At 38.1% G+C, this 25,836-nt stretch carries 26 protein-coding genes and 1 pseudogene; 6 read left to right on the top strand and 21 right to left on the bottom strand.

The genetic code is table 11. The features are described 5' to 3' along the window. Nucleotides 1–665 precede the first annotated feature (665 nt). From AC1WMD_RS16450 to AC1WMD_RS16430, 5 genes are all read right to left on the bottom strand, one after another. The gene (locus AC1WMD_RS16450) at nt 666–809 is read right to left on the bottom strand and encodes a hypothetical protein (protein WP_494258038.1); all 144 of its coding nucleotides are present in this window, start codon (nt 807–809) and stop codon (nt 666–668) included. Nucleotides 810–841: 32 nt separating this feature from the next. Further along, nucleotides 842–1,087: a helix-turn-helix domain-containing protein gene (locus AC1WMD_RS16445; protein WP_494258036.1), complete on the bottom strand. Its 246-nt coding sequence runs from the start codon at nt 1,085–1,087 to the stop codon at nt 842–844. 211 nt (nt 1,088–1,298) lie between these two features. Next, nucleotides 1,299–1,676 carry a hotdog domain-containing protein gene (locus AC1WMD_RS16440; RefSeq protein ID WP_494258035.1) on the bottom strand — a complete coding sequence of 126 codons (378 nt, stop codon included), beginning with the start codon at nt 1,674–1,676 and terminating at the stop codon, nt 1,299–1,301. Between the two features lie 183 nt (nt 1,677–1,859). Next, on the bottom strand, nt 1,860–3,323 hold the full coding sequence (locus AC1WMD_RS16435; RefSeq protein WP_494258034.1) for an Msr family ABC-F type ribosomal protection protein: 1,464 nt from the start codon (nt 3,321–3,323) through the stop codon (nt 1,860–1,862). Nucleotides 3,324–3,330: 7 nt separating this feature from the next. Further along, on the bottom strand, nt 3,331–4,221 hold the full coding sequence (locus AC1WMD_RS16430) for a putative RNA methyltransferase (RefSeq protein WP_494258033.1): 891 nt from the start codon (nt 4,219–4,221) through the stop codon (nt 3,331–3,333). Nucleotides 4,222–5,008: 787 nt separating this feature from the next. Here AC1WMD_RS16430 and AC1WMD_RS16425 point away from each other — a divergent pair. After that, on the top strand, nt 5,009–5,611 hold the full coding sequence (locus AC1WMD_RS16425) for a DedA family protein (protein ID WP_043904769.1): 603 nt from the start codon (nt 5,009–5,011) through the stop codon (nt 5,609–5,611). A gap of 199 nt (nt 5,612–5,810) precedes the next feature. On the opposite strand, the pseudogene AC1WMD_RS16420 reads toward AC1WMD_RS16425, so the two are convergent. From AC1WMD_RS16420 to AC1WMD_RS16405, 4 genes and pseudogenes are all read right to left on the bottom strand, one after another. Continuing rightward, nucleotides 5,811–6,626: pseudogene (locus AC1WMD_RS16420) on the bottom strand (ATP-binding cassette domain-containing protein); the annotation flags it as partial. Continuing rightward, the gene (locus AC1WMD_RS16415; RefSeq protein ID WP_494258032.1) at nt 6,622–7,863 is read right to left on the bottom strand and encodes a Zn-dependent hydrolase; all 1,242 of its coding nucleotides are present in this window, start codon (nt 7,861–7,863) and stop codon (nt 6,622–6,624) included. The gene AC1WMD_RS16415 and the pseudogene AC1WMD_RS16420, both read right to left, overlap by 5 nt. Before the next feature lie 687 nt (nt 7,864–8,550). Then, the gene (locus AC1WMD_RS16410; protein ID WP_494258031.1) at nt 8,551–9,090 is read right to left on the bottom strand and encodes an MFS transporter; all 540 of its coding nucleotides are present in this window, start codon (nt 9,088–9,090) and stop codon (nt 8,551–8,553) included. Further along, on the bottom strand, nt 9,087–10,514 hold the full coding sequence (locus AC1WMD_RS16405; protein WP_043904772.1) for an FAD-binding oxidoreductase: 1,428 nt from the start codon (nt 10,512–10,514) through the stop codon (nt 9,087–9,089). Before AC1WMD_RS16405 ends, AC1WMD_RS16410 begins: the two co-directional genes overlap by 4 nt. A gap of 160 nt (nt 10,515–10,674) precedes the next feature. Between AC1WMD_RS16405 and AC1WMD_RS16400 the strand changes: the two genes are divergently transcribed. After that, the gene (locus tag AC1WMD_RS16400; protein ID WP_043904773.1) at nt 10,675–11,532 is read left to right on the top strand and encodes an oxidoreductase; all 858 of its coding nucleotides are present in this window, start codon (nt 10,675–10,677) and stop codon (nt 11,530–11,532) included. Nucleotides 11,533–11,868: 336 nt separating this feature from the next. Here the strand turns inward: AC1WMD_RS16400 and AC1WMD_RS16395 are convergent, their stop codons facing one another. The 6 genes from AC1WMD_RS16395 to AC1WMD_RS16370 all read right to left on the bottom strand — a co-directional run bounded on the left by AC1WMD_RS16395 (nt 11,869) and on the right by AC1WMD_RS16370 (nt 16,760). Next, complete coding sequence (locus AC1WMD_RS16395) at nt 11,869–12,858, bottom strand: aldo/keto reductase (RefSeq protein ID WP_043904774.1); 990 nt, start codon at nt 12,856–12,858, stop codon at nt 11,869–11,871. After that, entirely contained in the window at nt 12,845–13,036 is a 192-nt protein-coding gene (locus tag AC1WMD_RS16390; RefSeq protein WP_043904775.1) for an aldo/keto reductase, read from the bottom strand. The genes AC1WMD_RS16395 and AC1WMD_RS16390 overlap by 14 nt, the downstream gene beginning before the upstream one ends. A gap of 33 nt (nt 13,037–13,069) precedes the next feature. Next, complete coding sequence (locus AC1WMD_RS16385; RefSeq protein ID WP_043904776.1) at nt 13,070–14,239, bottom strand: MFS transporter; 1,170 nt, start codon at nt 14,237–14,239, stop codon at nt 13,070–13,072. Between the two features lie 56 nt (nt 14,240–14,295). Further along, a complete protein-coding gene (locus AC1WMD_RS16380; protein ID WP_494258030.1) occupies nt 14,296–15,147 on the bottom strand; it encodes an aldo/keto reductase in 852 nt (283 codons plus the stop codon). 187 nt (nt 15,148–15,334) lie between these two features. Then, nucleotides 15,335–15,922, bottom strand: a complete 588-nt coding sequence (locus AC1WMD_RS16375; protein WP_494258029.1) for an SDR family oxidoreductase — start codon at nt 15,920–15,922, stop codon at nt 15,335–15,337. A 97-nt stretch (nt 15,923–16,019) separates the two neighbouring features. Next, a complete protein-coding gene (locus tag AC1WMD_RS16370) occupies nt 16,020–16,760 on the bottom strand; it encodes an SDR family oxidoreductase (protein ID WP_494258028.1) in 741 nt (246 codons plus the stop codon). A gap of 383 nt (nt 16,761–17,143) precedes the next feature. Here AC1WMD_RS16370 and AC1WMD_RS16365 point away from each other — a divergent pair, with 383 nt between their 5' ends. Further along, nucleotides 17,144–17,689, top strand: coding sequence for a TetR/AcrR family transcriptional regulator (locus AC1WMD_RS16365; protein WP_043904780.1), 546 nt, complete (start codon nt 17,144–17,146; stop codon nt 17,687–17,689). A 363-nt stretch (nt 17,690–18,052) separates the two neighbouring features. Here the strand turns inward: AC1WMD_RS16365 and AC1WMD_RS16360 are convergent, their stop codons facing one another. Both AC1WMD_RS16360 and AC1WMD_RS16355 read right to left on the bottom strand, forming a co-directional pair. Then, nucleotides 18,053–18,850, bottom strand: a complete 798-nt coding sequence (locus AC1WMD_RS16360; RefSeq protein ID WP_052351476.1) for a hypothetical protein — start codon at nt 18,848–18,850, stop codon at nt 18,053–18,055. A 132-nt stretch (nt 18,851–18,982) separates the two neighbouring features. Next, nucleotides 18,983–19,132 (bottom strand): ATP-binding protein, encoded by a 150-nt coding sequence (locus AC1WMD_RS16355; RefSeq protein WP_260676158.1) that lies wholly within the window; start codon nt 19,130–19,132, stop codon nt 18,983–18,985. Nucleotides 19,133–19,380: 248 nt separating this feature from the next. Here AC1WMD_RS16355 and AC1WMD_RS16350 point away from each other — a divergent pair, with 248 nt between their 5' ends. Then, a complete protein-coding gene (locus AC1WMD_RS16350) occupies nt 19,381–19,926 on the top strand; it encodes a GNAT family N-acetyltransferase (protein WP_494258027.1) in 546 nt (181 codons plus the stop codon). Nucleotides 19,927–20,225: 299 nt separating this feature from the next. Then, nucleotides 20,226–20,390 (top strand): hypothetical protein, encoded by a 165-nt coding sequence (locus AC1WMD_RS16345; RefSeq protein ID WP_043904782.1) that lies wholly within the window; start codon nt 20,226–20,228, stop codon nt 20,388–20,390. 675 nt (nt 20,391–21,065) lie between these two features. Here the strand turns inward: AC1WMD_RS16345 and chrA are convergent. The 3 genes from chrA to AC1WMD_RS16330 all read right to left on the bottom strand — a co-directional run bounded on the left by chrA (nt 21,066) and on the right by AC1WMD_RS16330 (nt 23,672). Next, nucleotides 21,066–22,268 (bottom strand): chromate efflux transporter, encoded by a 1,203-nt coding sequence (gene chrA, locus AC1WMD_RS16340; protein ID WP_043904783.1) that lies wholly within the window; start codon nt 22,266–22,268, stop codon nt 21,066–21,068. A gap of 113 nt (nt 22,269–22,381) precedes the next feature. Further along, on the bottom strand, nt 22,382–22,690 hold the full coding sequence (locus tag AC1WMD_RS16335; RefSeq protein WP_043904784.1) for a PadR family transcriptional regulator: 309 nt from the start codon (nt 22,688–22,690) through the stop codon (nt 22,382–22,384). A gap of 292 nt (nt 22,691–22,982) precedes the next feature. Then, nucleotides 22,983–23,672 (bottom strand): DUF2278 family protein, encoded by a 690-nt coding sequence (locus AC1WMD_RS16330; protein WP_043904785.1) that lies wholly within the window; start codon nt 23,670–23,672, stop codon nt 22,983–22,985. Nucleotides 23,673–23,990: 318 nt separating this feature from the next. Between AC1WMD_RS16330 and AC1WMD_RS16325 the strand changes: the two genes are divergently transcribed. After that, nucleotides 23,991–24,485, top strand: a complete 495-nt coding sequence (locus AC1WMD_RS16325) for a DUF6803 family protein (RefSeq protein WP_494258026.1) — start codon at nt 23,991–23,993, stop codon at nt 24,483–24,485. 318 nt (nt 24,486–24,803) lie between these two features. Here the strand turns inward: AC1WMD_RS16325 and AC1WMD_RS16320 are convergent, their stop codons facing one another. Then, a complete protein-coding gene (locus tag AC1WMD_RS16320) occupies nt 24,804–25,835 on the bottom strand; it encodes a C45 family autoproteolytic acyltransferase/hydrolase (protein WP_494258025.1) in 1,032 nt (343 codons plus the stop codon). Between the last annotated feature and the right edge of the window lies 1 nt (nt 25,836).

The following is a 25,836-nucleotide window of genomic DNA, read 5'->3' as shown; positions in this document are numbered from 1 at the left end:
GCCCTTCAACGAATGTTTGAAGAACGTTATCATTAACCAAATACTGTAAATAAACAAAATAGGGGGATTCTCCCTTTCCAAACAGGAGACTGAATATTCAGTCTCCTGTTTGGAGGAAACTAGTTCCCTATTCATTCCAAATCCATTTCAGAGAAACCCTACCCCATTACATTACACAAAATTCTTGACGGTACCTCGTAATTTTTGATATCAGAAACAAATGAAGGTATCTTAGGTCATGTTATCATTTTGGTAGATATTCAAACAAAGAAAGCAATAGGTTTTATGTATTGTGAATAATAGCATCGAGAGATTGAATAGTTAGAACATTTTATTTTACTTCTCTCTTTACATATTTTCCTATCTTTTTCTAGACAAATAAGTACACACGTGCTAATATGTACATAAATTAACTCAATTTATTTTTTGGCTACAATTATCATTATTTTTATACGAATTATCAAAGTTTATACTTGATTATTAAGTAAACTTACTGACTTATCATTTTTTTTTATCCTTCACTTTATATTATGTCAACTGAAATTTAAAAAATATAAAGCAGTTATTGGCTACTTAACTTCCCTTTCTTTAACTTTATAAAATTCTTCGCTAAATGATTTGTCACATATCCAGTGACTTATTTGGTGTGATATCATGTATCTCCATTAAATCAAATCGTTTTTCATAACTTTGCTGTTGATATATAACATATAAACGCCGGTTTGCTTATTTTGATAAAGTGGTTGATTAGACCCTAATTCGTTCCCAATTTGTTCTAAAATATATTTTTCTTTTTGAGCGAATCCGATCGTTTGAAGATCATTGGAGATAAAACCGTCCGCTATAAAAAACCTAGGATATAAGCCATATTTTTAGACCATGTCTTGAAATAATCTTCATTTAACTTATACTTACGCTTCCAATTACCAAACGGTCTTTTTTTAATATTGTGATCAGACAAAATCATTCTTATATATCTTGGGGACACATTGGAAAGCTTTGCAATTACGGTGGTACTAGCACCTTCAAGATAAAGTTTTATAATTTCGTCTATCTCCAACGTTTGTTTTATATTTTTTCTTGCCATCTTTAAAACCCCTTTCATATTTATTTAAAATATATAATAAGAACAAACGTTCTTATTGTCTATATAAATTAAAATATTCACAACAATACCATTCCCGCTCTAATTAATAAATAGAAATAAATAACAAAAATTAGATAAAAATTAGGGAAACCCAATATCTAAGGGTTTCCCATTCTAGCGCTTCAGTTAATTGAAGAAAGTATAAAGAATTTTAAAGTATTACACCTGAAAAATCGCCTTTTAATACTACTTTTTCATTCTGATTTTTACATAAAAAGGATGCAATAATAGCTGTTCTATTATTTTCTTGCCTTTCGTATTTTTCAATTTTCACTTCACAAATTATTGTATCCCCCGTAAATACAGGTCTTAAAAACTCAAAATTCATCGTACGAGCCAGTACGTTATAATCTCCGCCTACTTTTGTCGGCAGAGTCGCCGTTAGTAACCCTTGAACTACAAGTCTTCCCTGTTCATCTGGGGTTATATGATGAATCCCTTTATCGCCTGAAATCTCTGTAAATAATTCAACATCCTTCACTGTAAAAGTCCGTTCAAACGTAATGATATCTCCTACTTTTAAAGACATATAAATCTCCCCCCTGAAGTTTAAATACTGTTATGGTTACTTATAATCTGAATATTACAGCAATAATAAACAATGTTCAACTATTCTGAATATTAGTTCAATAAGGACTACACATTAAATATTTCCGTCATTTAAGATTCCTATAAAAAGATGCAGAGACACCTTCTCTGCTTCTTTCCATGATTAGTTTCTTAATTTTAGTTGTTGGTTTTCAATGACATATATATGATCTGCTACACGATCAATAAACATGTGATCATGTGATACGAGAAGGACGGTGCCTTCATATCCCTTTAAAAAGCGTTCTAACGCTTCGATACAAAAAACATCCAAAAAATTTGTCGGCTCATCTAAAATCAGTATATTGTATCTTCCCAGAAACAGTTGGCACAACACCAGACGGGTTGCTTCTCCACCACTTAAATCGCGGACATTCTTTCTTAAGTCATTTTCTGTAAAATTCATTGCGTGAAGGACTGCACGGATTTTGCTTTCATCGTAGTCGCTTCTCTCCTTCATATATGCCATTACGGTTTCATCTTTTTCAAAATAATATCCCATTTGTTCATAAGATCCGATGACAGCTTTAGGAGAAATGATAATGCCTTCTCCGTGTTGTAAAATGTGGCGAAGGAGAGTTGTTTTTCCTGAACCATTTTTTCCTGTAATCGCGATGGTTCTCCCTAATGGGAATTGGAAACTTACTTCATTGAGAAGGATTTTGTTTCCTGCCTTTAGCGTTAATCGATCTGCCATAATCGGAAACTTATTGTGCAGCTTGAGAGCTGTTGGTTGAGGAAAATGAAGTGTTTGTTCCCTTTCTGGAGCTTCCACCGCTTCAAGCCGTTCCACTCGTCGTTCAATTGCTTTAGCTGCACGTTGAACCGCCTTTTGGCTTGTATCTTTTGATTTAGTCATAAACATTTTATTTGCCTTTGCTTTCGTTTCCTTTTTTGACATGCGTTTATTTGCCTGAGTAATTTTTTCCGCCTTTTTCATCTTCTCCTCTGCCGCTTTTAAAAGACGTGTTTTTTCTTTCACGTATTTTTCGTAATCCTTCAGCTGTCTATTACGAGCGAGTTCTTTTTGTGCTACGTAGTCTGAATAATTCCCCGTATATTCCGTTACACGCCCGTCTTCTACTTCCCAAATTTTTGTAACGAGTTCATCTAACACATGACGATCATGGCTTACAAGAACAAGAGCGCCGCAGTAATAACGTAGTTGATCGATGAAAAACTGTATTCCGGCCTCATCTAAATGTGTTGTCGGCTCGTCAATCACTAAACCTTCATGATAGGTGGAGAAAATTCCCGCTAACTTCAAACGCGTTTGCTCACCACCACTTAAATTTTTAAGTTCTGTTTGAGGTATAGATAGCTTTCCTAACAGCTCATAATCTACTTCTCTTTCAACTGGCCTTGACAGTTGATCGAAATAAGCAAAATCTGCATAGCGATTTACTTGGCCTTTATCTGGCGCAATTTGACCGGCCAAAAGTTTCAATAACGTACTCTTTCCAGCCCCATTTTTTCCAACAATCCCGATACGATCAAACTGGTGTACTGCTAGTCGAGGGATATCTAATACTAATTGGTCTAAAAATGAGACTTCAATATTTTTTAATTCAATATATACTTTTTCCATTATTCACTTACCCCCAATTCATTTGCGCGTTTTTTACTCCAACTAGAATATCTAAATCCACTGTGATCTCAGCAGAATTCCGATGAATAAACGCATCCATGCGTGCTTTATCCGCAGACCAAGCAAGAGGGGTCATTTGAACCAAATTTTTAAGATCCGCTTTATTAAGGTTCTTTGTATAACATAAATTGAAAACACCCAGTAGATGGAGATGTTTTTTAAAAAGTGACACTATTTGATCATTTTTATAGACCTTTTTTTCGTTGTTATCAAAGAGTACTTCTCGTAGCTCCTTTAGATAATTAGGACGAGGAACAACTTTAATGACCAGTCCATCTTCAACTAAAATTCTCTTGAATTCCTTGTAATTTGCAGGAGATAAGATATTAAGAATCACATGAAACGATTGATCCTCCAATGGTGATTTTGCCAAGTCACCTACTAACCAAATTAGGTTTTCGTATCTCTTAGCAGCCATGGCAATGCCTTCCTTTGAAATATCGAGACCAACCCCAGTCATTGCCGGAATCATACATTCGTCCAAAACCTTTTTTAAATGGGAACCTTCTCCGCACCCTAAATCTACAACCATAAAAGGTTTAATAGAAACATCCATATACTCCTTTATCACTTTCGCCATCGTCTCATGCATGGAAGTGTATAAGTTACTTTCCATGATGATTTTGTGTCTAGCTTCGAACAGTTCCTTCTTGTAATGACTATTAGAGGGATGAGTTATCAAGTTTACATATCCCTGTTTTGTGAAATCAAAAGTATGGTTTTTAGAGCATATTAGGCTTTTAAAATCCACAACCCTCATCGAACTTTTACAAAGTGGACATCTAAATGCTGCCACAAATTCACTAACAAGTTTTGCACTTTTTATTTTTTTGGTCATGCTATCTCTTCCTTTCGAAATAAAAAAATCACAGGCGATCTGCCTGTGATTCAGAGTAAAGGGAAGAAGACCCATCCTTATTAGATTATGGGCTATTAGAAGCCGTCACCAAATAAACCTTCTTTTTGCTAAACAAAAGAAGGAGAATTGTACATAAATAAAAAAGGCAGAACGATCTGCCTTTCTTCACATTACATATTTTCTATACGAAATGAAGATTATTAAAAAAGGACAGACTGCTCCCATTTACTCTGCATACACAAACAGAGCCTTTGAACGTATTTAATTACTGGTTCAAAGTTGGGAAACGCAATCTGATAAAATACATTTTTTAATAATCCTCCTGTAAATTAAAAAGTACAGTGATTATTATAGAGAGCCTTTTAGAAAAAGTCAATAAAACTAACACTTTCTCCAATTATACAACAATGAACCTCTCCCACCTACACTCCGTTCAGAGGAAGGGAGACTTCTCGATTAAAAAATTTACTGTAAATAAACATTGAAGCCCACACAATATGATTTTTAGCTTTCAAGTTCGATATTCCCCTTAAAGTTGTCTTCGGATTGATATATCTTATCCGTAAATTCGGCAAATAGCTTTTCGTATATTTCAAGTGTGTTCTTCGCTTCAATTCCTTTTTAGCTCCATAATCAATACCCCCTTCTTGCAATAACTGTTTTACCACATATTATCACCCCAAAAACTGGAATGCAACACTTGTTGTATTTCAGTTTTTGCATATGTTAAATATAAATTAATGGATTTGTGAAAGGAGGGAAGTTAGTGAAGCAGTATTTGGGTTATATCATTGCAAAATACGGATACATAGGTATCTTTTCAGCATTAGCATTAGGCGTCATTGGTTTACCTATCCCCGATGAAGTGCTTTTAACATATGTAGGGTATAACGTTTTTCAGGGCAAATTGTCTTTCTTTATCGCCTTTTTGAGTGCCTTTTTAGGTGCTTCTGTAGGTATCTCAATTAGTTATGCTCTTGGGTATAAATTAGGATTTCCCTTTTTAAAAAAATTTGGACCCAAATTTCACATTACTGAAGAGCGAATTGAACTAACTCAAAAACTGTTCAAAAAGCACGGGAGTTACTTGCTCATTATCGGGTATTTCATTCCTGGGGTAAGACATGTCACAGCTTACATTGCAGGAATATCAAAAATGGGATTGCAAAGATTTATGATTTTCGCTTTTTCAGGGGCTTTTATCTGGAGTATTACTTTTATTAGTCTAGGTCACGAATTGGGGGAAAGATGGTTCAAGGTCAGTAGCTATATACATCGTTACGGAATATATCTCTTTGTTCTCATTATTTTAGGTGTGTTTGGTATCATTGCATATCGTAAATTCAAGGAAACAAAATCAACAGCATAATGCAAGGTGGCTAAACAATGAGTACAAGAAGACTTATTCCACATACAGATGAATTGATCGAGAAGGAATTGAACTATTTTGACCAGAACATAATAGATTGGATTCAAGCCTTGATAAGTCCATAAACTGACCATAATAATGAAGTTTTTCACATTTCTTGGTTCAACGAAAGCCTTACTCTCTCTGCTCATCATTTCCGTAGCAATGTATTGATATCGCTGATGAATAATTTGGCAAGGGCGACTTTCACTCGCTCGTCGCCACTCAAAACCCCCACTAACTTATAAACATCATCCCGAAAGAAATGTAGGCGTGCAAGTATGGTCCGAATGAGTGTTTCATCCTGTTTGGAAGTGGAGCGTACATTTTCTAAAATCGTCTTGTTGACATCTAAAATATCTAAGTTTTGACTAAAATACCCCATTTTCACGGATGGGGAAATGGTAATTCCCTTATCTTGACTCAGGATCTTATTTACCAGAGTGGTTTTTCCGCTTCCATTCGGACCGATAATGGCGAGTTTATCGCCGCCACGCACCTGAAAACTGGCTTTATTCCATAGAACACGTTGGCCAATGACGCCTGCCACTTCCTGCACACGAATAATGACCCGATCTTTAAAGGCCTCTTCATTAGGCAAGTTCATTTTGATTGGAGGGAGTTCTTTCATTTTCTCTACTTTTTCTAGTTCCAGCCGTTCCAGCCGCTTCTCAATCGCTTTTGCGACTTTTTGCAATTTCTTTCGTTTTTTGGCAAAGTATGGTTTTACACCGGTGATTTTTGCTTCTGACGGGCTGGTCTTTTTGGGCGCCTTTATTGCTTTTTCAGCTTTTTGTTTTTTTAATTCCAAAACCCTCTCCAAAGCTTGTTTCTTTCTCTCATATTGTTCATAGGCCAGTATCTGTTGACGGCGCTCCAGCTCCTTTTGTTCTGCATAGTCACTGTAGTTACCTTTATACTCTTTGATCGTTCCTTCGTTAATTTCCCAGATAGTGGTACAAAAGATGTTTTTATAATTTAAAATTTTCTTGCATTGCAAGAACGGTTTCTAATATTACATTTACTCCCTTTTCACAATCTTCCCAAGTGGTAAGTTCATCTTCACTATGGCTCTTTCCATTGATGCTTGGAACAAAAACCATGGCAGTTGGTATATAGCTAGCTATGAATTGAGCGTCATGACCCGCACCACTAACCATTCTTCTATATGAATAACCTAATTTTTTTGTAGATTGTTCTAACAGATCGCATATTTGATTATTAAACCAAACCGTATCTCGATCCCATAATTTTTTTGTTTTGATTTCACATCCTTCTTTGAAGGATGATTGTGCAAGTCCTTGGATAATTTCCTCTACTTGCTTGATAATCGCTGGATTTTTATGTCTAGCTTCCAGTGAAAAGACAACTTTATTTGGAATCACCGTGTGTATATTAGGGAATACGTTCATTCTTCCAATGGTGTATACCAATTCATTATCAAGAGCACTCATTTTTTGCCTTACTTCAGTTATTAAGTTGTTTGCTGCAAAGAGAGCATCTTTTCTCATGTCCATAGGAGTAGTTCCTGCATGGTCAGATTCCCCAGTTACTTCAATCTCATAACACACCATTCCAACTACACATTCAACGATACCAATAGAGCGTGATTCTCGTTCAAGAATTGGACCTTGTTCAATGTGCAATTCTAAAAAAGCAGTAGCTTCTTTCAAACGTGCCTCTTCTTTACCTGCATAACCAATGGAATTTAATGCTTCTTCAAAAGTAATACCATCAGCATCTGTTTTTTGTAGCATGATAGATTTTTCGAATTTACCTGAAAGAACTCCAGATGCCATCAATGAAGGTTCGAATCTAGCACCTTCTTCATTGGTAAAATTAACAATCATGAGTGGGATTTGTGGTTTAATATTATTTTCTAATAAAGTTCGTACCACCTCTAAACCAGCAACCACTCCTAAGACTCCATCAAACCGTCCGCCATTTTTTACAGTATCTAAATGTGAACCTATCACTATTGGCGGCCTGTTTTCAAGTCCTTCTAAAGTAGCATAAATATTCCCCATATCATCGATCTTTATGGACATACCTAATTCTTCGCAACAAGAACAAAAATAATCTCGAGCTAATTTATCCTCTTCAGACAATGATAAACGAGTTACTCCATTGTTTTCTGTACGTCCGAAATTTGCAAATTGTTCAAGCGTATTTTTTAGCCTCTCACCATTAATTAACAATTTTTGTCGTTCCATAATGTGTACTCCCCTTTCAAATAATTTAGTAATCCCACAATATATTCGTGGCTTTTGTACAATTACTAACTAGGCAATCTAGTTTCCCAATAGTTTTTAGAAGAAGTCTGTTGGAAGATTTACCGTGGAGAACGAGTTGATATTTTATGCAACATGTGTTAGCTGATGATCTCTACCAAAAAGATGTCAATAAAGCAGCTTCTGCTAAAGAAACGTTTAAAACATGGAAGAAAGTACTGTTACCACAATGCACTCGCCTTTAGTATCGCTAATTCTGTGGATTATTCTATTACTACATTGTATCAATGATGTAAATCGCTTTCATTTAACAAAAAGTAAAATATTTCTAAATGATCGTCTTACATTAAGTATAAAATGGTGTTGCAAAACTAAAGGAAAAATTCTAATTGATGCATAAGGATGCAATATAACACATGCAGCAAGAAGGGGGTGGTCAAGAACGTTCAATATCGTCTTTTCATTTATCGAGTCCATGCATTTTCATGATACAATTCCAATAAAGAGTATTCATTAAGGAGGGACAGGAATTGTCAAAACTTATTAATGGAGCAGATTTCTTTAAATTCCCGCTAACTTCAAACGTGTTTGTTCACCACCACTTAAATTTTTAACTTCTGTTTGAGGAATACATTTATTTCTATTTCCAAAAATCCTGACCATCCATCACTAATTTCTATTAAAAGTGGATGTTAATTTAAGTGCGGCTACCATATATAGCAAAGACGCGAGATAAAATAAACTCCCAATCGTTAAGAAATCGATAAGATAGCCGGTGGCAATGATGGCGATTGCTGGCCAAATCGATGTCCAAAAATGATAGTAACCAATTGTTTTTCCAGCGGTAGCGGGTTCAGTGAATCTGGAAATGGTGGTCTTTTCTGTCGTTTTTTGAACGGCACCGAGCAATCCCATCACAATCTGGATAAAGTATATTTGCCATATTTCTGTTGAAATAGGAATCAATAACATCAACCCAGCCATCCCCCATGCATGCACTAACAACATCATGCGATCACCATAACGGTCCGTGAGTTTCCCAATCCATACATGGGATAAAGCCGCTGTCAAAGCAAATAAACCATAAGCCAAGCCGAATTGCGAATAGCTATCACCGATATTTCGAATAAATAATAAGTAAAATGGAAACACAATGCTGCCTGCTGTCATAACGAAACTTTGCGACGCTACAAATCGTTGATAATTCATTTTCCATACTCCTTGTAGAAGAGATTGACGAAAACCTCGTCGGGATCATAGTGGCGTTTTTTTTCAAAAAACTCTTTGGCTCTTGGATAGGCTCTATGCAGTTGTTCTTTCGTTGGATACGGATAATAAGGGAGATAATAAGAACCTCGGTGATCTAAAGTAACATCAATCATCTGCCTCAAGACCTTTTGTGTCTTTTCTACTTCTTTTGCGCTTCGCCCCTGATTGATTAAGAGCACTAAGGCAAACATGTCTTCTTTCGCATACGAAAGAACCGCTTGCTCGTCCTCTTCCACATACCGTATAGTGATGTTCAATAAATTCAAGTCCTCTCTTTTCAGAAGTTTCCGTAAATCATCGATATAAGAAGCGAATTCATCAACAGGAACAAAATATTCTTGAAGGACTTCTGTTCTGTTCGTGTTTTCATACTCCATGAATTGGCTTTCGGAGCGCATCACGTTATTTCTAGTAATGAGGTCGCCATTTTTGCTTTGGAAATAAGCAAGCTGTGTATCCCAAAGTATTTGCTTCCCCCAATCACTGTATCGTGATAATCCTAACAAAAATTTTGGCAAGGCAATGATCGTTTCTTTTTTCAATGGCTGATATTTTTCACGAAGGGATTGGTCTTCATACAATAAATAATTGGTCACATACATTTCTTTTAAGAAAGATTCAGGAGCAACGGAAATGCGAGCTATATGCATCCGAATGGCAGGATTGGCTCGTACTTTCTCTTTAAAATAAGAGGCATAATCTTTATAATCTATTTTATGGGTATACATTTGGTAAAGCTCATCATCTGTCAATTTCAGTGTCACATCTAGAATAATCCCAAATAACCCATAGCCGCCGATGACAAGATTAAATAGTTCCGGATGTTGCGTTCGGCTTACTTCAATAATAGAACCATCGGCCTGCAACAAACGGAATGATTCCACAGAATCCAACAAAGAACCATAGCGAATATCTCGACCGTGGACATTCACACTCAATGAACCGCCAACAGTGAAAATATTTTGCGATTGCATGACGCGTATCGCCAAACCATCAGGATTTATGTGTTGTTGGATTTTTTCCCAAGTGATTCCGCTTTGAACGCGTATCATTTTTTCTTCTGGGTGATATGCTAAGATTTTATCGTACGATTTCATGTCAATCATGATCCCACCGGGGTAATATGTATGTCCGCCCTGGCTGTGCTGCATGCCAGCCACAGAAATTTTTTCTCCTTGTTTGGCAGCCGCTTGAATCCATTCTTGAAGAGACCGTTCATCCGTAGCTGAGCGAATTTGTTTAATCGAAGTTGGCAGCAGTTTTCCCGAATCCTCGACTATCAGCGGAAGTTGTGTGTAGCGGTGTACCGAAAAAGAAAAGCTAAGGATATAAACGACTACCAATATAATCCAAGATCTGTTCATCCAAACCACCTATCTATTTTCATCGCTTCTCTTACTGAAGATACAATTCGACCATTCGCATACAATTATCCTTCCAAAAATAAATTTCGCGAAATTTATTCCATTATTTTTATGATACCATTCCAATAGTGAGAAATAATGAATAGCTGGAGGGAATCTTGTGAATCAGACTTTTGATAAACAACCTGTTGCGTTGGTTACAGGAGCTTCAAGCGGCTTTGGTTTGCTGACAAGTGTGGCACTTGCCGGCGAAGGCTATCGCGTGCTGGCTTCAATGAGAAACTTGAATAACAAAGGACGGCTGGAAGCAGCGGCTAAAGAAGCGGGTGTATCAGATCGGATTGAGATTGTCCAATTGGATGTGACCGATTTTTCTGCCGTGGAAACGGTGATTCAGGATGTGATTCACCGTTACGGGCGAATTGATTTATTGGTGAACAATGCGGGTTATGCAGCGGGCGGCTTCACGGAGGAACTTTCTGTTGAAGATTGGCGGCGGCAATTTGAAACCAATTTTTTCGGTTTGGTGGCAGTAACGAAAGCGGTTTTGCCGTCGATGAGGGAACACAGAAGCGGCAAGATTGTGAATATAAGCAGTATCAGCGGACGGATCGGATTCCCTTCTATGGGGCCTTATGTGGCATCTAAGTTTGCGGTGGAAGGATTCAGTGAGTCTTTGCGTTTAGAGATGCTGCCGTATGGCGTTCATGTAGTTTTGATTGAACCGGGATCCTATAAAACGGATATTTGGTCAAAAGGGTTGGGAGCGGTAACGATCCATCCGAATTCTCCTTATGTGAAAGAGATGAAGGCAATGTTGAAATATGTCAACCAGGTTGCCGACACGGCACCTGCTCCGGATGAAGTGATCCAACAGATTGTGCAAGTGGCAAAGTCTCCCTCTCCGAAATTGCGGTATCCGGTTGGCAAAGGTGTGAAATTAGGAATTGTCTTGAAACATGTGCTGCCGTGGAAGTGGTGGGAGCGGATGATAACAAAACGGTTGTGGAAGAGATAGTGATGGTGGGACTTTAGTTCAAAAATATGGAGACGAGAGTCGGCGTTTACGGTTCAGTAAAATTACAGTTCGACGATATTTTTTGTTACTTCACTAATGGGAAGGGATTGAATTTGTTGAACAGTTTAAGATTAATTAAGGTGAACCGTATCACAATTAATGGTAAAGATTTCCTGATAGTCAAGCCAATCAGGCTTGTCTAAATAAGTCAGCTTTGGTTTTTTGATGCAATGATGCTCACCTCACTTTAAATGAAAAGTGCAAGTTTTTTCACGATTTTCGTGATTTACCTTGCACTTTTCATACCTTATTCTATCCCACACGGAGAACGATCAGTTATTTGCCCGTTCTATTTGCGTATTCTGAACCTGCCGGATAGCGATCCCCCGAAATCTCGATCTTCGAGAGCGCGTCGTTCAAATCCTTTAGTTCGTCGGGAGTCAGCTCAATGTCCGCTGCGCCAAGATTTTCTTCCAAGCGCTCCAATTTACGCGTGCCGGGAATCGGAACAATCCATGGCTTCTGGGCAAGCACCCATGCGAGTGCGATTTGAGCCGGTGTTGCGTTTTTCTCTGCAGCAACCTTCTTTATCAGTTCGACCAAAACCTGATTTGCTTCGAGATTCTCCGGTTTGAAGCGAGGAACAATACTGCGGAAGTCGGAGCTAACGAATGTTGTATTCTTATCAATTTTTCCGGTAAGGAAACCCTTGCCTAGCGGGCTGAACGGAACGAAGCCGATTCCGAGTTCCTCGAGCGTAGGGAGCAGTTCTTCTTCAGGACTTCGCCACATCATTGAGTATTCACTTTGAACTGCAGTGAGCGGCTGAACCGCGTGTGCGCGACGAATCGTGTGCACCCCTGCTTCAGAAAGTCCCCAATGCTTAACCTTACCTTCTTTGATTAGGTCTTGTACTACTCCGGCTACTTCCTCAATCGGTACATTTGGGTCAACACGATGCTGATAGTACAGATCAATGGCTTCAACTTTTAGGCGTTTGAGCGAGCCTTCGACGGATTGCCTAATGGTCTCCGGCTTGCTGTCAAGCACCTGCTTGCCATCTACCATTTTAATACCAAATTTTGTGGCGATGACCACCTTTCCCTTGAATGGGGCAAGCGCTTCACCTACCAACTCCTCATTCACATATGGACCATAAACTTCGGCGGTATCGAAAAAAGTAACACCCCGATCAATCGCCGCATGGATCAGCGAAATCATCTCCCTCTTGTCTGCTGCCGGACCATAACCATAACTCATTCCCATGCAACCAAGCCCGATAGCAGAAACTTCTAGTCCGCTTTTTCCTAATTTACGCTTTTGCATAATTTATCTTCCTTTCTTTTTTATCGTTTGCCGTATCAAAAAAGTTAATACCGGCTTCACGACAACGTTTAAACATTGCTTTAGATGTTTCTTCATCAGCGTTTCCACCAAAAGACATCGTACCAAAACATAAACTTGAGACTTTAATGCCTGTTTTCCCTACTGTGCGATATTTCATAATAAATTCTCCTAATTTTAATACCAGAAAAGCTCAACCATTGGCGCACTTTGAGAAAGTTCGTGTAAGCCCGAAGGAAACGGATGCAACGGAGACTGCGACGAAGACTGTAGCGGCGCCGATCCAACAGATCGCCAGTATCGACGATTCGCCCACGGCGATTCCTCCAATACCAGCGCCTGCTGCAAAGCCGAGCTGTACGAAGGTACTGTTCAGACTAAGCAAGATACCGGAGGCTTCCGGAGCGATTGAGAGTAGGTTGTAGTTCTGGGTCGGTCCGAACGTCCAAGCAGCAATCGTCCAAAGCATGAGTAACAGGATGGCGACGATGGTCGTTCGGGCGACGATGGACAGCAACGCGAGAGCGAGGGCTTGTACGACCATGCTGCCGACAAGTGTGCGGGCGGTGCCGGTCCGATCCGCCAAGAAGCCGCCAAGCTTGGAGCCGATCAAGCTCGCGATGCCCAAGGCGAAGAGGATGACGCTCACTTCCTGTTCACTCATCGACATGACAGAGATCAGGAATGGGGTGATATACGTATTGACCATCGAATAGCTGATAAACACGAAGAACGTCACGCCGAGGGCGAAGGCTATCTTCGGCTTCTTTAACAGGGCGAGTTGCTTGCCAAGAGGGACGGATGCTTCGCCTTCCGTGGATGGAATCGTCTTTGCGACAGCGAAAATTCCCAGCAGGGTGAAGATTCCAATACCCCAGAAGATCACCTTCCAATCATATGCCGCAGCGACCACGCGCCCAATGGGAATGCCGAGGACGAGAGAGGCACTGAAGCCCAATGCAATGTTAGACATCGCTCCAGCCTGTCGCCCGGAAGGCGCCAGATTTGCAGCGGTGGAATAGGCGGTGACTACGAAAACACCCGTTCCGACCCCGAGTATAACGCGAGAGACCATCAGGAAGCCGAAACCCGGAAGGGCGAGCGTCGAAACGATGCCGAGTAAAATAATGGCAAGAGCTAGTAGCAGTTGCTTGCGCCGATCCATCTTCGCAGTCGCCACCATGACGGCTGGCGTGCCGATTGCGTTGGCAAGCGCGAATACGGTAATAAGCTGTCCTGCTGCCGATACCGATACGCCGACAGAAGAAGCGACTTGATCCAGAATGCCCGAGATGACAAATTGTGACGTGCCCACTAAAAAGCTGATAAGAGTTAGCATGTAAATTTTCCAGGTTTTATTCACGTTGTTCTATCTACTCCTCAATCTATAATTTAATCCCTTTTGTCCTAAAAAGAGCATTAAATATCAAATTTACGGTTACATAGCCATTTCACGATTTCAGGATCGTTATGTGAAAAGAACAAGCTCTTTTTCGTATCTAACGTAGCAATCATCTCCATATCCTCTTGGCTTAATTCAAAGTCAAAGATATTGAAGTTTTCGATGATTCTTTCTTTATGAACAGACTTTGGAATCGCAACGATTCCTCTTTGTGTCAACCAACGTAAAATCACCTGAGCAACGGATTTATTATACTTTTGAGCTATTGATACTAAAACTTCATTCTGGAAGATGTTATTTCTTCCTTCAGCAAAAGGCGCCCAGGATTCTATCTGAACATTGTACTCTTTCATAAGTTTTGCACATTCTATTTGCTGGCAGAAAGGATGCGTTTCAATCTGGTTTACAGCAGGAACTACTTCATTATGAATAATCAAATCTACCAGACGATCCATCTGGAAGTTACTAACTCCAATTGCCCTAATCTTTCCCTCACGATACAATTCCTCCATAGCACGCCAAGAGCCATATACATCACCAAATGGCTGATGAATTAAATACAAATCCAAATAATCTAATTGCAATCTTTCCAGTGATTTTGCGAATGCTTTCTTTGTGCTCTCATAACCGGCATCCTGAATCCAAAGTTTTGTGGTAACAAATATTTCCTCTCTTGGCACGCCACTCCGTTTGATTGCTCTGCCAACCGCTTCTTCATTTTGATAAGCGGCAGCGGTATCGATCAGACGATAGCCTGTCATAAGGGCGTCATAAACACATTGTTCACATACGTCCACATCTGTAATCTGATAAACTCCAAAGCCCAATATAGGCATCTCAACACCATTGTTCAAAATTACTTTTTGCATATGAAATCCTCCTGTGTTTTAAATATTAAGTGTCAAGTCACAATCCTTCTTTTTTACACTAAATGATTTGGATGCACATTGAATTCCCATACCCGGTTGATTATACATAATGGGTATTGTCCCTTCGATGTACATCTATTAAAATAGGAACGAGATCCTTGTAAACTGTTAATAAAAAATACAATTCTTATTCAGGTTTATTCACTCCCAAACTACGACGAACTTCCAATTCAGGCGTTACAGCTAATTTAACAACCAAGTCCGCAACACTCTTACGTGATACAACCGACCCTTTAAATGGTTCGCCTTTCTGAGTTGTCTCATAGTCAATTTCATCTTGATTGGTAAACCATGCAGGTCTCAGGATTGTATAATCAAGGTCTGATTCTTCAATAATAGCAGCTGACTTCCGATATGGATCTAAGATACTACCATATTTTTCTCCTGGGACCTCATCATAAATTCCCATTGAACTAATCCAAATTAAACGTTTCACACCCGTCGCGTTCATTGCCTCCACGATGTTTTTTGCCATTTGTTCGAGATTGCCAGCCAGATTGGCATAGACGACATCCTGCCCAACCATGGCTTCTTTTAAGTTTTCAATATCCAAAACATCACCTTCGATTATTCGTACTCGATTTGAATTGATGTTTTTTAGTCTGTGTGAATTACGAAGATAAAGTGTCAACTGAACATCGGTTTCGTTTAGGAATAAATCAATAGCAATGCGAGCAATTGAACCATTTGCTCCAAGAATTAAAACATTTTTCAAATTCAAAACTCCCTTTCATTCATTCTAATCATTAAATGTAAATAGATTACTCCGAAAACAATAATATGGGGCAATCTAAATAACGTAAGTTTTCTTTTTAGAGTTCTTGAACTGTTGGACGAATAATCATCTCGTTAATGGCTACATCAGATGGTTGTTCAATGGCAAAAGCAATGGCACGAGCGATGCTCTTAGCATCAATCGCAACTTTGTAGAATTCATCAATTGCAGATTTTAGTTCTGGATCTGAAATCGTTTCTGGCAATTCACTAGTAACGGCTCCTGGCGAGATGATGGTTGTACGAATATTGTTGACACACTCTTCTTTACGAAGACCTTCCGTAATAGCACGTACAGCAAATTTTGTAGCACTATAAACTGAACCCGCTGGTCCTATTAAATGTCCTGCTACGGAAGAAACATTAATAATATGACCTGATTTGCGTTCTCTCATGGATCGAAGAACAGCAGCAATACCATAAAGCACACCTTTGATGTTAACATCGATCATCGTATCCCATTCATTGATTTTTTTCTGATAAAGAGGTGATAGTGGCATTAATCCTGCATTATTGATCATTACATCGATTTTTCCAAATTCTTTAAGAGCATACTCAGCTAGCTCTTCCATTTGTTCATATGAAGTCACATCTGTTACTTTATAAATAGCTTGCCCGCCATTCTTTTGAATCTCTTCTTGTACTTTCTTTAAACGATCTTCACGACGAGCTGCTAAAACCACTTTCGCACCTTTAGATGCAAGTTCTTTTGCTGTAGCTTCGCCAATCCCACTAGAAGCACCTGTAATAATGACAACTTTATCTTGAATATTAGACATACTACATAACATCCTTTCTTAATAATTTAATAATCAAGTAACAAAAAGCCTTAAACATTGAAAAAATGCATACCTTTTGGGCTACTTATATTTTTACTTTTTTTCGAAAACAATTCTTTTGCAACCGTAAAGACAGACATTCGATGAACCACACTTTTCTGAATGCTTTCAGTTTTTGTTGAGCTGTATTCGTATTCTTTTCCCCTTTCTTCATTAAACATTGAATTAATAAATAATAAACATTGATATATTAATTAACATCTGTCTATAATTATAAACGTGTACAGGATGCTTACAATGGTTAAATGAACACGATTTGTTCATTAGTGAACAAATCAATTAAAATTGTTAATTATCTTTAAGAAAGTTGGGTGATCCTCACAATGTCTAAAGTGGATAGAAGAATACTCAAATCTCAAGAAGCGATAAAAAAAGCTTTTATTGAATTGATGTCTGAAAAAAATTTTGATGACATTACGGTACAGGATATTGCCGACAGGGCAAATGTTAGCCGAGGAACCATCTATCTTCATTACTTGGACAAATTTGATCTACTGGATAAGCTCATTGAAGAACATATTAACAATATGAGAGAAATTTGTGAATCGACGGCTGAAGCGGAATATAAAGAGGCGAATCTTCCTTGGTTCGAATATCTTGAGCATCATTATTTGTTTTTTTCAACGATGTTAACGAGCAAAGGCGCCCCTCAATTTCGTAGTAAGTTCATTGAGTTTCTCATCGAAGAGTTCAAGGATGAAGTGGATATAACAAAAGAAAAAAATCAAGGATTAAATGAAGACGTTATTCTTCAATTTATTGTGAATTCTTATGTAGGAATCGTGGAATGGTGGATCACGAATGGAATGCCTTATCCTCCTCATGTCATGGCAGAACAAGTAGGGATTTTGTTAGAGAGGAATCTATAGTGATCTCCTATGAAAAACCTACCTCATTTTAGTGAGGAAGAAAGAGGATAATTCCTTTAGGAAGATGCTTTAACTTAGGAATATTGTCTTTTACTATTCAATTAAAATGCAGGTTGTGAAGGATTGTACTTCAACTAACGGGTGCGTTGAAGAAGACAATGAAAGTATGACCAAAAAAGGCTCGGATTATAAACCGAGCCTTTTTACGTGCTATTTGTACTGCTAATTTATTGTTAAAACCTATGCTAATTCATATGTTGCTTGATGTGTTATTTAGGATTTTCTCTCCCGCAAGTGAACCCCTTAGTTACAACAACCTCTTTTCTTAATCTCAAGCCCCTGTTAGTTTAACAAGAAGAAAAATTATTTATTAACACGACGAATAGGAAGTAGTACATTTTCTATGAAATTATATACCTTTTCTTCAGCTTCGCTTCTTGATTTGACTGTGAAGAGAAGCCACTCATTGGATGAATTTGAAGTTCTCTTGTAATGCTTATCCAGGAACTTTGCTTCATCATCACTTGTATGTTCGGAAAAATAGATATTCCATGTACCTTGTTCATTTCTGAATCCAAATGTACTGATGACACCAAATTCTTCGTCCCAATAATCAATGTGCCAGTGTCTTCCGAGTAAATGTTCCTCAATTTCTTTCTTATAATCTTCGTAACAAGTTTCAATTTCAATAATTTCCATGTCTTCACTAAGTTGCTCGGTAGGAATCATAACGGGTTCGGGTACAACATCATTATCGTAAATAATACCTGCAATTGTATAAGCTAAATCTTTTTTTGCCTTCTCAATTGCTTTTTCTTTTGTATTCCCTCTACTTAGTGGATAATCCCACCCAACACCACTAAATAATGTTGGAAAATATACACCGAAGTCCCCGTCCTTTTCTTGACGTATTAAAGCTGGATATTTCCACTTAGATTTATCCATAGTCAACCCCACTTTCTTATTAACTAATCTGCCCTCGTCAGTGCAATAACATAAGTCATATTTAAGCATTTGTAGCTTTTTTCGTGTTTCTTCTTCTGTCAAGATTTTATAATCAAGAATAAACTTATAGTGAGGAAGATAATAAATTACAAACCACCTATTAGAAAATCTCTCATTAATAATATTCTCTGGCATAGAGAATTCAACGTCATCCACCACAACCTCCCAATACCTTGGACCACTACGGGGCTGATGAAATTCAAATACGCTTGGGATTCCTTCATAATCTTGTTTTTAATGTTTTTAGAAGTAATGGCGTGATCTAAAATCGTAGTCGTTGATAAATCGTTACCGAATACTTTCCCCTATTCGAGCGATATAGAATTTATTCGATGTGAGAATCATTGAGCCCTGTTCATATCGTTTTGATACGACTTGAAAAAAGACATTTACTGTTAGCTCATCAAGATGAACTTCGGTTGGTGATAGCGAATATATGTGCTATCATTATGGTAGAACGAACTCCTTCGGAACGAAGGGAAGCGTAAAGAGTTCTTGTATGTTGCTTATCGTTCGGCGAAAACATACAAGTCGCTTAAAGCCCCCACCTCTAGGCGAAGCGCAGGTGACGGGTAGTTACTGAGCCTCAACGACATCTGTTTCTGAACTGCTCACAAATTTTTTTCTAGGAGAGGCATACCTTTCTCCTTATTTTTTACTTAATCTCTTCGAAAGGAAGTTGGAACATGAGTATTCGTTATGAAACGATTTCCGAAGACGAGATTACTTGTATTAAAGATTTATGCAATGAATTAATGGCCTATCAAAAATCTAAAGCATCGATCCATCCAGAGTGGTTTGACGGTATGTGTTTTGAAACGAGAATGATTCCATCGATCGAAAAAGCTAAAGCGAACTACATCATTGTAGCGAAAGATGGCAATGAAATTATTGGATATGCATATAGCAATACTTCTCCAAAAACAATCTATTCCAATAATTTTGCAACTTTGCCGTGTGAAGCATTTTTTGATTTTGATTCTGTCCCAACCGATAATGTTGGCTGTCTTTCGCAGTTTTATATAAAAGAAGGATATCGCAATCAAGGAATTGGCAGCGTTTTATTCGAAAAATCGATGGAGTGGCTAAGTTCATTTGAATCCATCAAGGACATATTTATTTTTGTATCAAACGGAAATGACGATGCGCTAAAATTTTATCTCCGAAAAGGGTTTAACATCAGTCATCAAATACTGGATGGGTTTATTACAGTATTAAGGAATACGCACTAAACATGCTTTCTTTTTCATGCTGTTCGTAGAGAGAGGGAATTTTCCCTCTCTTTTACTATAACTTCTCCCATAACAGTGCCTTGCCGCTTATGTATAAAGAAGCAACTCCCCTCCTTCTCCCACTTCACTTGGCTGCGAACGGAAATACTCATTACATACCTCTTGTAAGCGTCCCCAATTAAATGGTTGCTGAAGAGATATTTTGTTCATATAACCTTAAGAGACTCTAATATCTATAACGTATTATGTGCAAGAAAGGTTATTTAGCTACATATTTTAATTAAAAAAGGGGGGGAATTATGAAGCAGCGAAAATGGACCGTTGGAGGTTTAGTGTTTGTTGGCTGCATGTTTCTCGGCGGAGGATTGGGAGCTTGGTTAGGAAGTCCCGGAATCGGATGGCTCATAGGAATGGTTTTTGGATTTTTTGGGATGGCTTTAACGATACTGATGAGTGAATTATAAAATAAAACACGGTTCTTCTTAGATAAAGCATATGCATGAAGAATTCATTCACTTACATACCAGGACGTGTAACATGTAATAATTGTACTCATTCAAAGTCATTCTTTAACGAGAAGTGGTATTCTCCCCTACAAGTAGACAACAAAAAAAGGACATCTGATTTGATGTTCCTAAGAGTCTACTTGGGAGGAGACTTTTTATGGCGAAGAAAGGACAAACTTTAACACTTATTCCGAAGAGCTGAAACGGATAGTCGTTCGTTTGAAATAATGAAGAGAACCAAAAAATAATTTTCTCCATGAGCCGCTCCCTATCACCGAAATTGCGTAAGCACCAAAAAACTATTTGCCATTGGATCTTTTACTCGATGGATTAACACCGATAGCGCATACAGATGAAACCGGCTTCATTTTTTCACTTCCAGTCGAATTGGTGAGAACCCTGCCTCTTTGAGATACTGTACTAATTTTTCCCCTTCTTGGCGCGCCATTTTATTAGTTGCCCCTTGGAGCGAGGCTGGAGTGTAATGGCAATCAGCCCGTTTGGCTTCAACCAATTCCGTAACTCTTTTAGCCGTTCAATAGGTTGTTCCCAGAATATAATTGAATTGATCGAATAAATTTAGAAAAAAGCCGGGTTCCCTTAAAAGCGAATCCGGCTTTGCTGGTGGATATTTTACGAAACAAAGGAAAGAAGAGCCCCTGTGGCGGCGGAAAATACAACGACAATCCAAGGCGGACACTTCCAGACCGTTAATAATCCAAAGGCAGCTAAAGCAAGGCAAAAATCTAACGGGCTTTTAATCGCCTTCGTCCATACAGGATGGTATAGTGCTGCAAGTAAGATGCCCACAACCGCTGCATTGATGCCGTACAGTGCTGCTTGAAAATGGGGATGATGACGAAGCCAATTCCAAAAAGGAAGGGCTCCGATGATTAACAGAAAAGAAGGAAGAAAAATAGCAAGAGTTGCCACTACAGCTCCTTTCCATCCAAAACTAGCCATTCCTAAGTACGATGCGAAGGTAAACAATGGCCCGGGTACTGCTTGTGCTGCTCCGTACCCAGCTAAAAATTGATTGGCTGTTAACCATCCTGTAGGAACCACTTCTGCTTGTAGCAAGGGAAGCACAACATGTCCTCCGCCGAATACCAAAGCGCCAGATCGATAGAAGCTATCAAAGAGTGCAACCAGATTAGAGCCAGTGAACTGTCGGACTACAGGAAGCAACCCTAACAAAGCAAAAAATAAAATGAGTAAGGTACTGGCTACCTTTTTATTAGACGAGATAGAAATCGGAACTGGTTTTGAATCTGGCGTGTTTCGGAACAAAAACCATCCTACGATACCAGCACTTACGATGATTCCCACTTGACTAAAAACACTTGGAATCATTAAAGTCAACATAGCCGCTGCGATTGCAATGGTGGCACGCGTCCGATCGGCCGCAAAGTTTTTGGCCATGCCCCACACCGCTTGAGCGACTACAGCAACTGCCACAACCAGTAATCCATGGAGCCAGCCTGTCTCGCGGAAGGAAGTTCCTTTTAAAAAGTAGGCAAACAAAATAAGCGCAATGGCAGAAGGGAGAGTAAATCCAATCCAAGCGGCAATAGCGCCCCAAAAACCGGCTCGTATAAACCCAATCCCCATTCCAACCTGACTACTCGCTGGACCTGGCAAAAATTGACACAGCGCTACCAAATCAGCATATGTTTTTTCATCTAACCATTTTCGCCGGTTCACATATTCCTCTCGAAAATATCCTAAATGAGCAATAGGCCCACCAAAAGACGTCAATCCTAGTCGAGTAGCTGTTTTCAATACTTCCCAAACAGAACCTCTTTGTTCCCGCTGCATCTCATTTTCTTGGTCCATCTCTTATTCCCCCCTAATGATAAATAGTATAATATCTTCTTACTCCGATATATGTTACAAATATCGCCAAACCCAAAGCGTGTACGATTATTTCACCAAAATATTTAAGCTCGTTAATCCTTTATTTCTTTAAATAGTTCATAAGCTTTTTCTCTCGCTTTCATAAGTACCTCATTTCCTTTTTCAGTTGCTCTGTAGTATTTTCTAATCTTTCCTTCAACATTTTTTTCTTCTTTTTCTAATAGACCGTTTAACTCCATATCGTGCAGTAAAGGATACAATGTTCCAGCACTCATCTGATAACCATGTTTCTTTAGTTCTTCTAACATCCATGAACCAAATATGGGCTCTTTTTTCGCATGATGTAAAATGTGTATTTGAATAAAACCAAGAAACAATTTACGTAACACTTTATTTTCCATCGTGATCCCCTTCATTATCAATTTTCGATATCGAAAATCGATATCATTGTATTACGTCTATGCGGTGTTTTTCAAGAAAAACGATATTAAGGTAATGTTAATTTTCTTATAACAACCTTTTGCGTAAAAGTCATTACTACTAATGCAAGAGATGTCGTTCATATCATTGATGATCTACTTAATCGTGGGTCGGATATATGACAAAAAGTGTTTACTCTAAAAAAGTAAACACTTTTTGTTGCCAACTTAGATAGTATTGTCCAGTCGAAAACATTTTTTATTAAGACATTGTTTACTGATTATTAACATTTTTATGGTTGCATTCTTCTACCGGTTTGATTGCATTCCCCTTTTCATCTGTACACCAGGATTGAGATTGGAAAGCTAGAAAAATTGCTACCCACCTTTTCTCTTGTTCAAAATGTATGAGAATCCCCCCATCTTGCCATATCCCGTTATCTTTTTTCCATCTCCCCACATTTCCTTGGTTCATATGAATATCATGTATACCATTACCAGGTGAAAAACCAAAATACTTATCAGGCTTATTTTGCTCTGGGCCCCATCTCTCTCCAAAAGCGTATATGATTGCCTTCTTATCAATAGCTTGCTTAATATAATGTTGAATCTTTTCGTTCAAATCGTTATCTGGACCCTCTACATCAGCTGGGAGGGGAATCATTTTTCTAGGATCGAATAAACTTCCTCTTATATAATCAAGCCCAATGTCTGGATTATTATTTTTTATAGGAGTAAAACCAAACTCTAAGTCAGGTAACTTTGTAATATCTTCCGAATGAAAATCCTCACCAACAAAATATAATACTTCTGAAGGATAAGATTGTGATTTAATATTAATAGCGATTCGATACTTAATACCTTCCTCATCCTTGACAAGAACTTGATAATGAGGATTTTGTCCTCTTCCCATCATAGAGTCGACTGGTTTCCCCTTTAGAACTCCATAATTTTTTAAAGACAAATTCCATCATCTCCTGTTCATTTATATTTGGAACTCCTATTAGCGCTGCTTTCGTGTTAATTGAAACAATGTAACTCCAATTTCCTTTAATAATCAAAATTCAGCATTTACATTATAAAAACCTTCAACAAATTCCAAAAAACAGAAAAAGCCTTTCATTCACCAAAAGAATGTAAGAACCATTTTTTCTTTGCTGAAAACACGGATAGATTCAGTGAATTTTGCCACAAAATATTCTTAAATTTTCCAAAGAAAATGCACAAATTGTGATTAATGTTAATAGACGTGGATGTATAAACAAAATGCAGGGGTGATTGGATGAACATGACGCATTACATGGAACTGTTAGCGGTGAATCAACCTTGGAATTTGATTTTATTTATGGCTATTCCTGTTGCTCTTGCGGAGACCATTGCAATAACGGAGCTGGCAATTCTTTTTACTCGCCGTTTCGATGGAATGATCCGTAAAGTCAACAAAATATGCAGCATCATTGTTGGTGTCTACTTTTTAGGAATTTTTATTTACTTATTTGTCAATGCCGTCATTCCATTTACATTGAATGGGGAATGGCGCGGATGGATTGATATCATTGCGGTAGGATTTTATTTAATGGGAGTTATTCCGTTATTGGGATTAAGTCTAATCGATTTAGGCATAATCGGACGGAGATGGAGCGAGGAACAAAAGTTGAAATATCATTCCACTTTCGTTGGCGTATTTTTAGTAGTGGCTCATATTGCTATGATTTTTGGAATGCTCGATCCATCAATCGGGGGCAACCATTCTCATCAGATGCATATGCATATGTAAAAAAAGGAGGGTGTCCAAAAGCAATCACTTTTGGGACACCCTCCCCACATTTCTAATTCAACTTATTGCAGAAACGATTCCCGAACGTGCAAAGAAATAAAAGGTCAATCTGCAAATTTGAAACATTTGAAGAAATGATTTTTGTTGTCAATCGCACCAACTCCTTATTGAGTTTATACTAAGCTGTTAAAATGAAAGCAGTCCAGTGCATACTTTTTTGTTTTATTTGCTTGTTAATGAGCGGTTTTCTCCTTAAATCGTAAAATCGTACAGAAGAAAATTACCTGGTTTCAATTGCGGAATATTCCAAGTCCAAGGTTATTCTCCTTGCGCGATTGTCCCACTTATCGTTTTAGGGAGATTCAGTGACCCCTGTAACCATTCTTTAAAAGAAAAGATAAAAGGATTACTATTTTTTCCTACACCGATGATGACATTCAAATCCTTTGGCGAATATAAAACCGTATGCAACGTACCAAAATAATTTTTGTAATCATCGAAAAATAAAGGTGATTTTTCGCTATTAAAGTGATGAAAAGCAGACAAAGGATCTAGTTTCTCCTTCAATAATGCTTGAAGATATTGTTTACGTTGAATAGAACCATGTATCTCTACTCTATTTTTCTGTTTCAATTCTTCTGCCTCAAAATGATTGGTACATATAAGCGGATGGGTATATTTTATTATTTGTTGTTGTGGGGATGCCTCGACAATGGCGCTATTCCCGCTAACATCTGTAATGGAATAATTGTAGCAAAATCCATGTGGAACTTTAGTAATGAGTTCTATGGCTTCTTCCGTGCTAGCACATTGATCGAGAATCATTCTAACAATCGTTGTAGCAATAAATCCTTCTTGGTTGTGCATATGATTCACAAAATGCAGTCCTATCACAAGCCCTTTCTCATTCATCCCATCCAGCCTGCCTATAATTTGTTGGCTAAAACCTACGCTCGCATAACCATCTACAGGATGAGTAAATACAAGTCTTGCATCATATAATGTTGGACTAAAATCATAGTTACGCACATAATATGAGTCTTGTACTAATGTAGTACATCCCATTTCTGGAAATGATACATCGTAACCACTATACCGTTCTATTGCTGCGTTTAATGACATATTTAAACCTTTTGCTAAACCTCTTAATTCTTTTAACAAATTAGGCGAGAACTTTTCTAATAATTTCTTTGCTTTAAAAATTCGGGATTTTTTGTTACTAAAATGATCAAGATCATTTACATCTGCCAATATTTTAGATTTTAATTGACGCCCTTGTTCAAATCCTATTTGATAATAACTGCCTTTCAACTCAATTACCTGTATAACTAACTCCTCGCTTCTGCCCACT

The organism is Parageobacillus sp. NEAU-HV-2, assembly GCF_059115485.1.
Note: the sequence above shows the minus strand (reverse complement) of the source record. Positions and strands in the feature narration are given on the sequence as shown.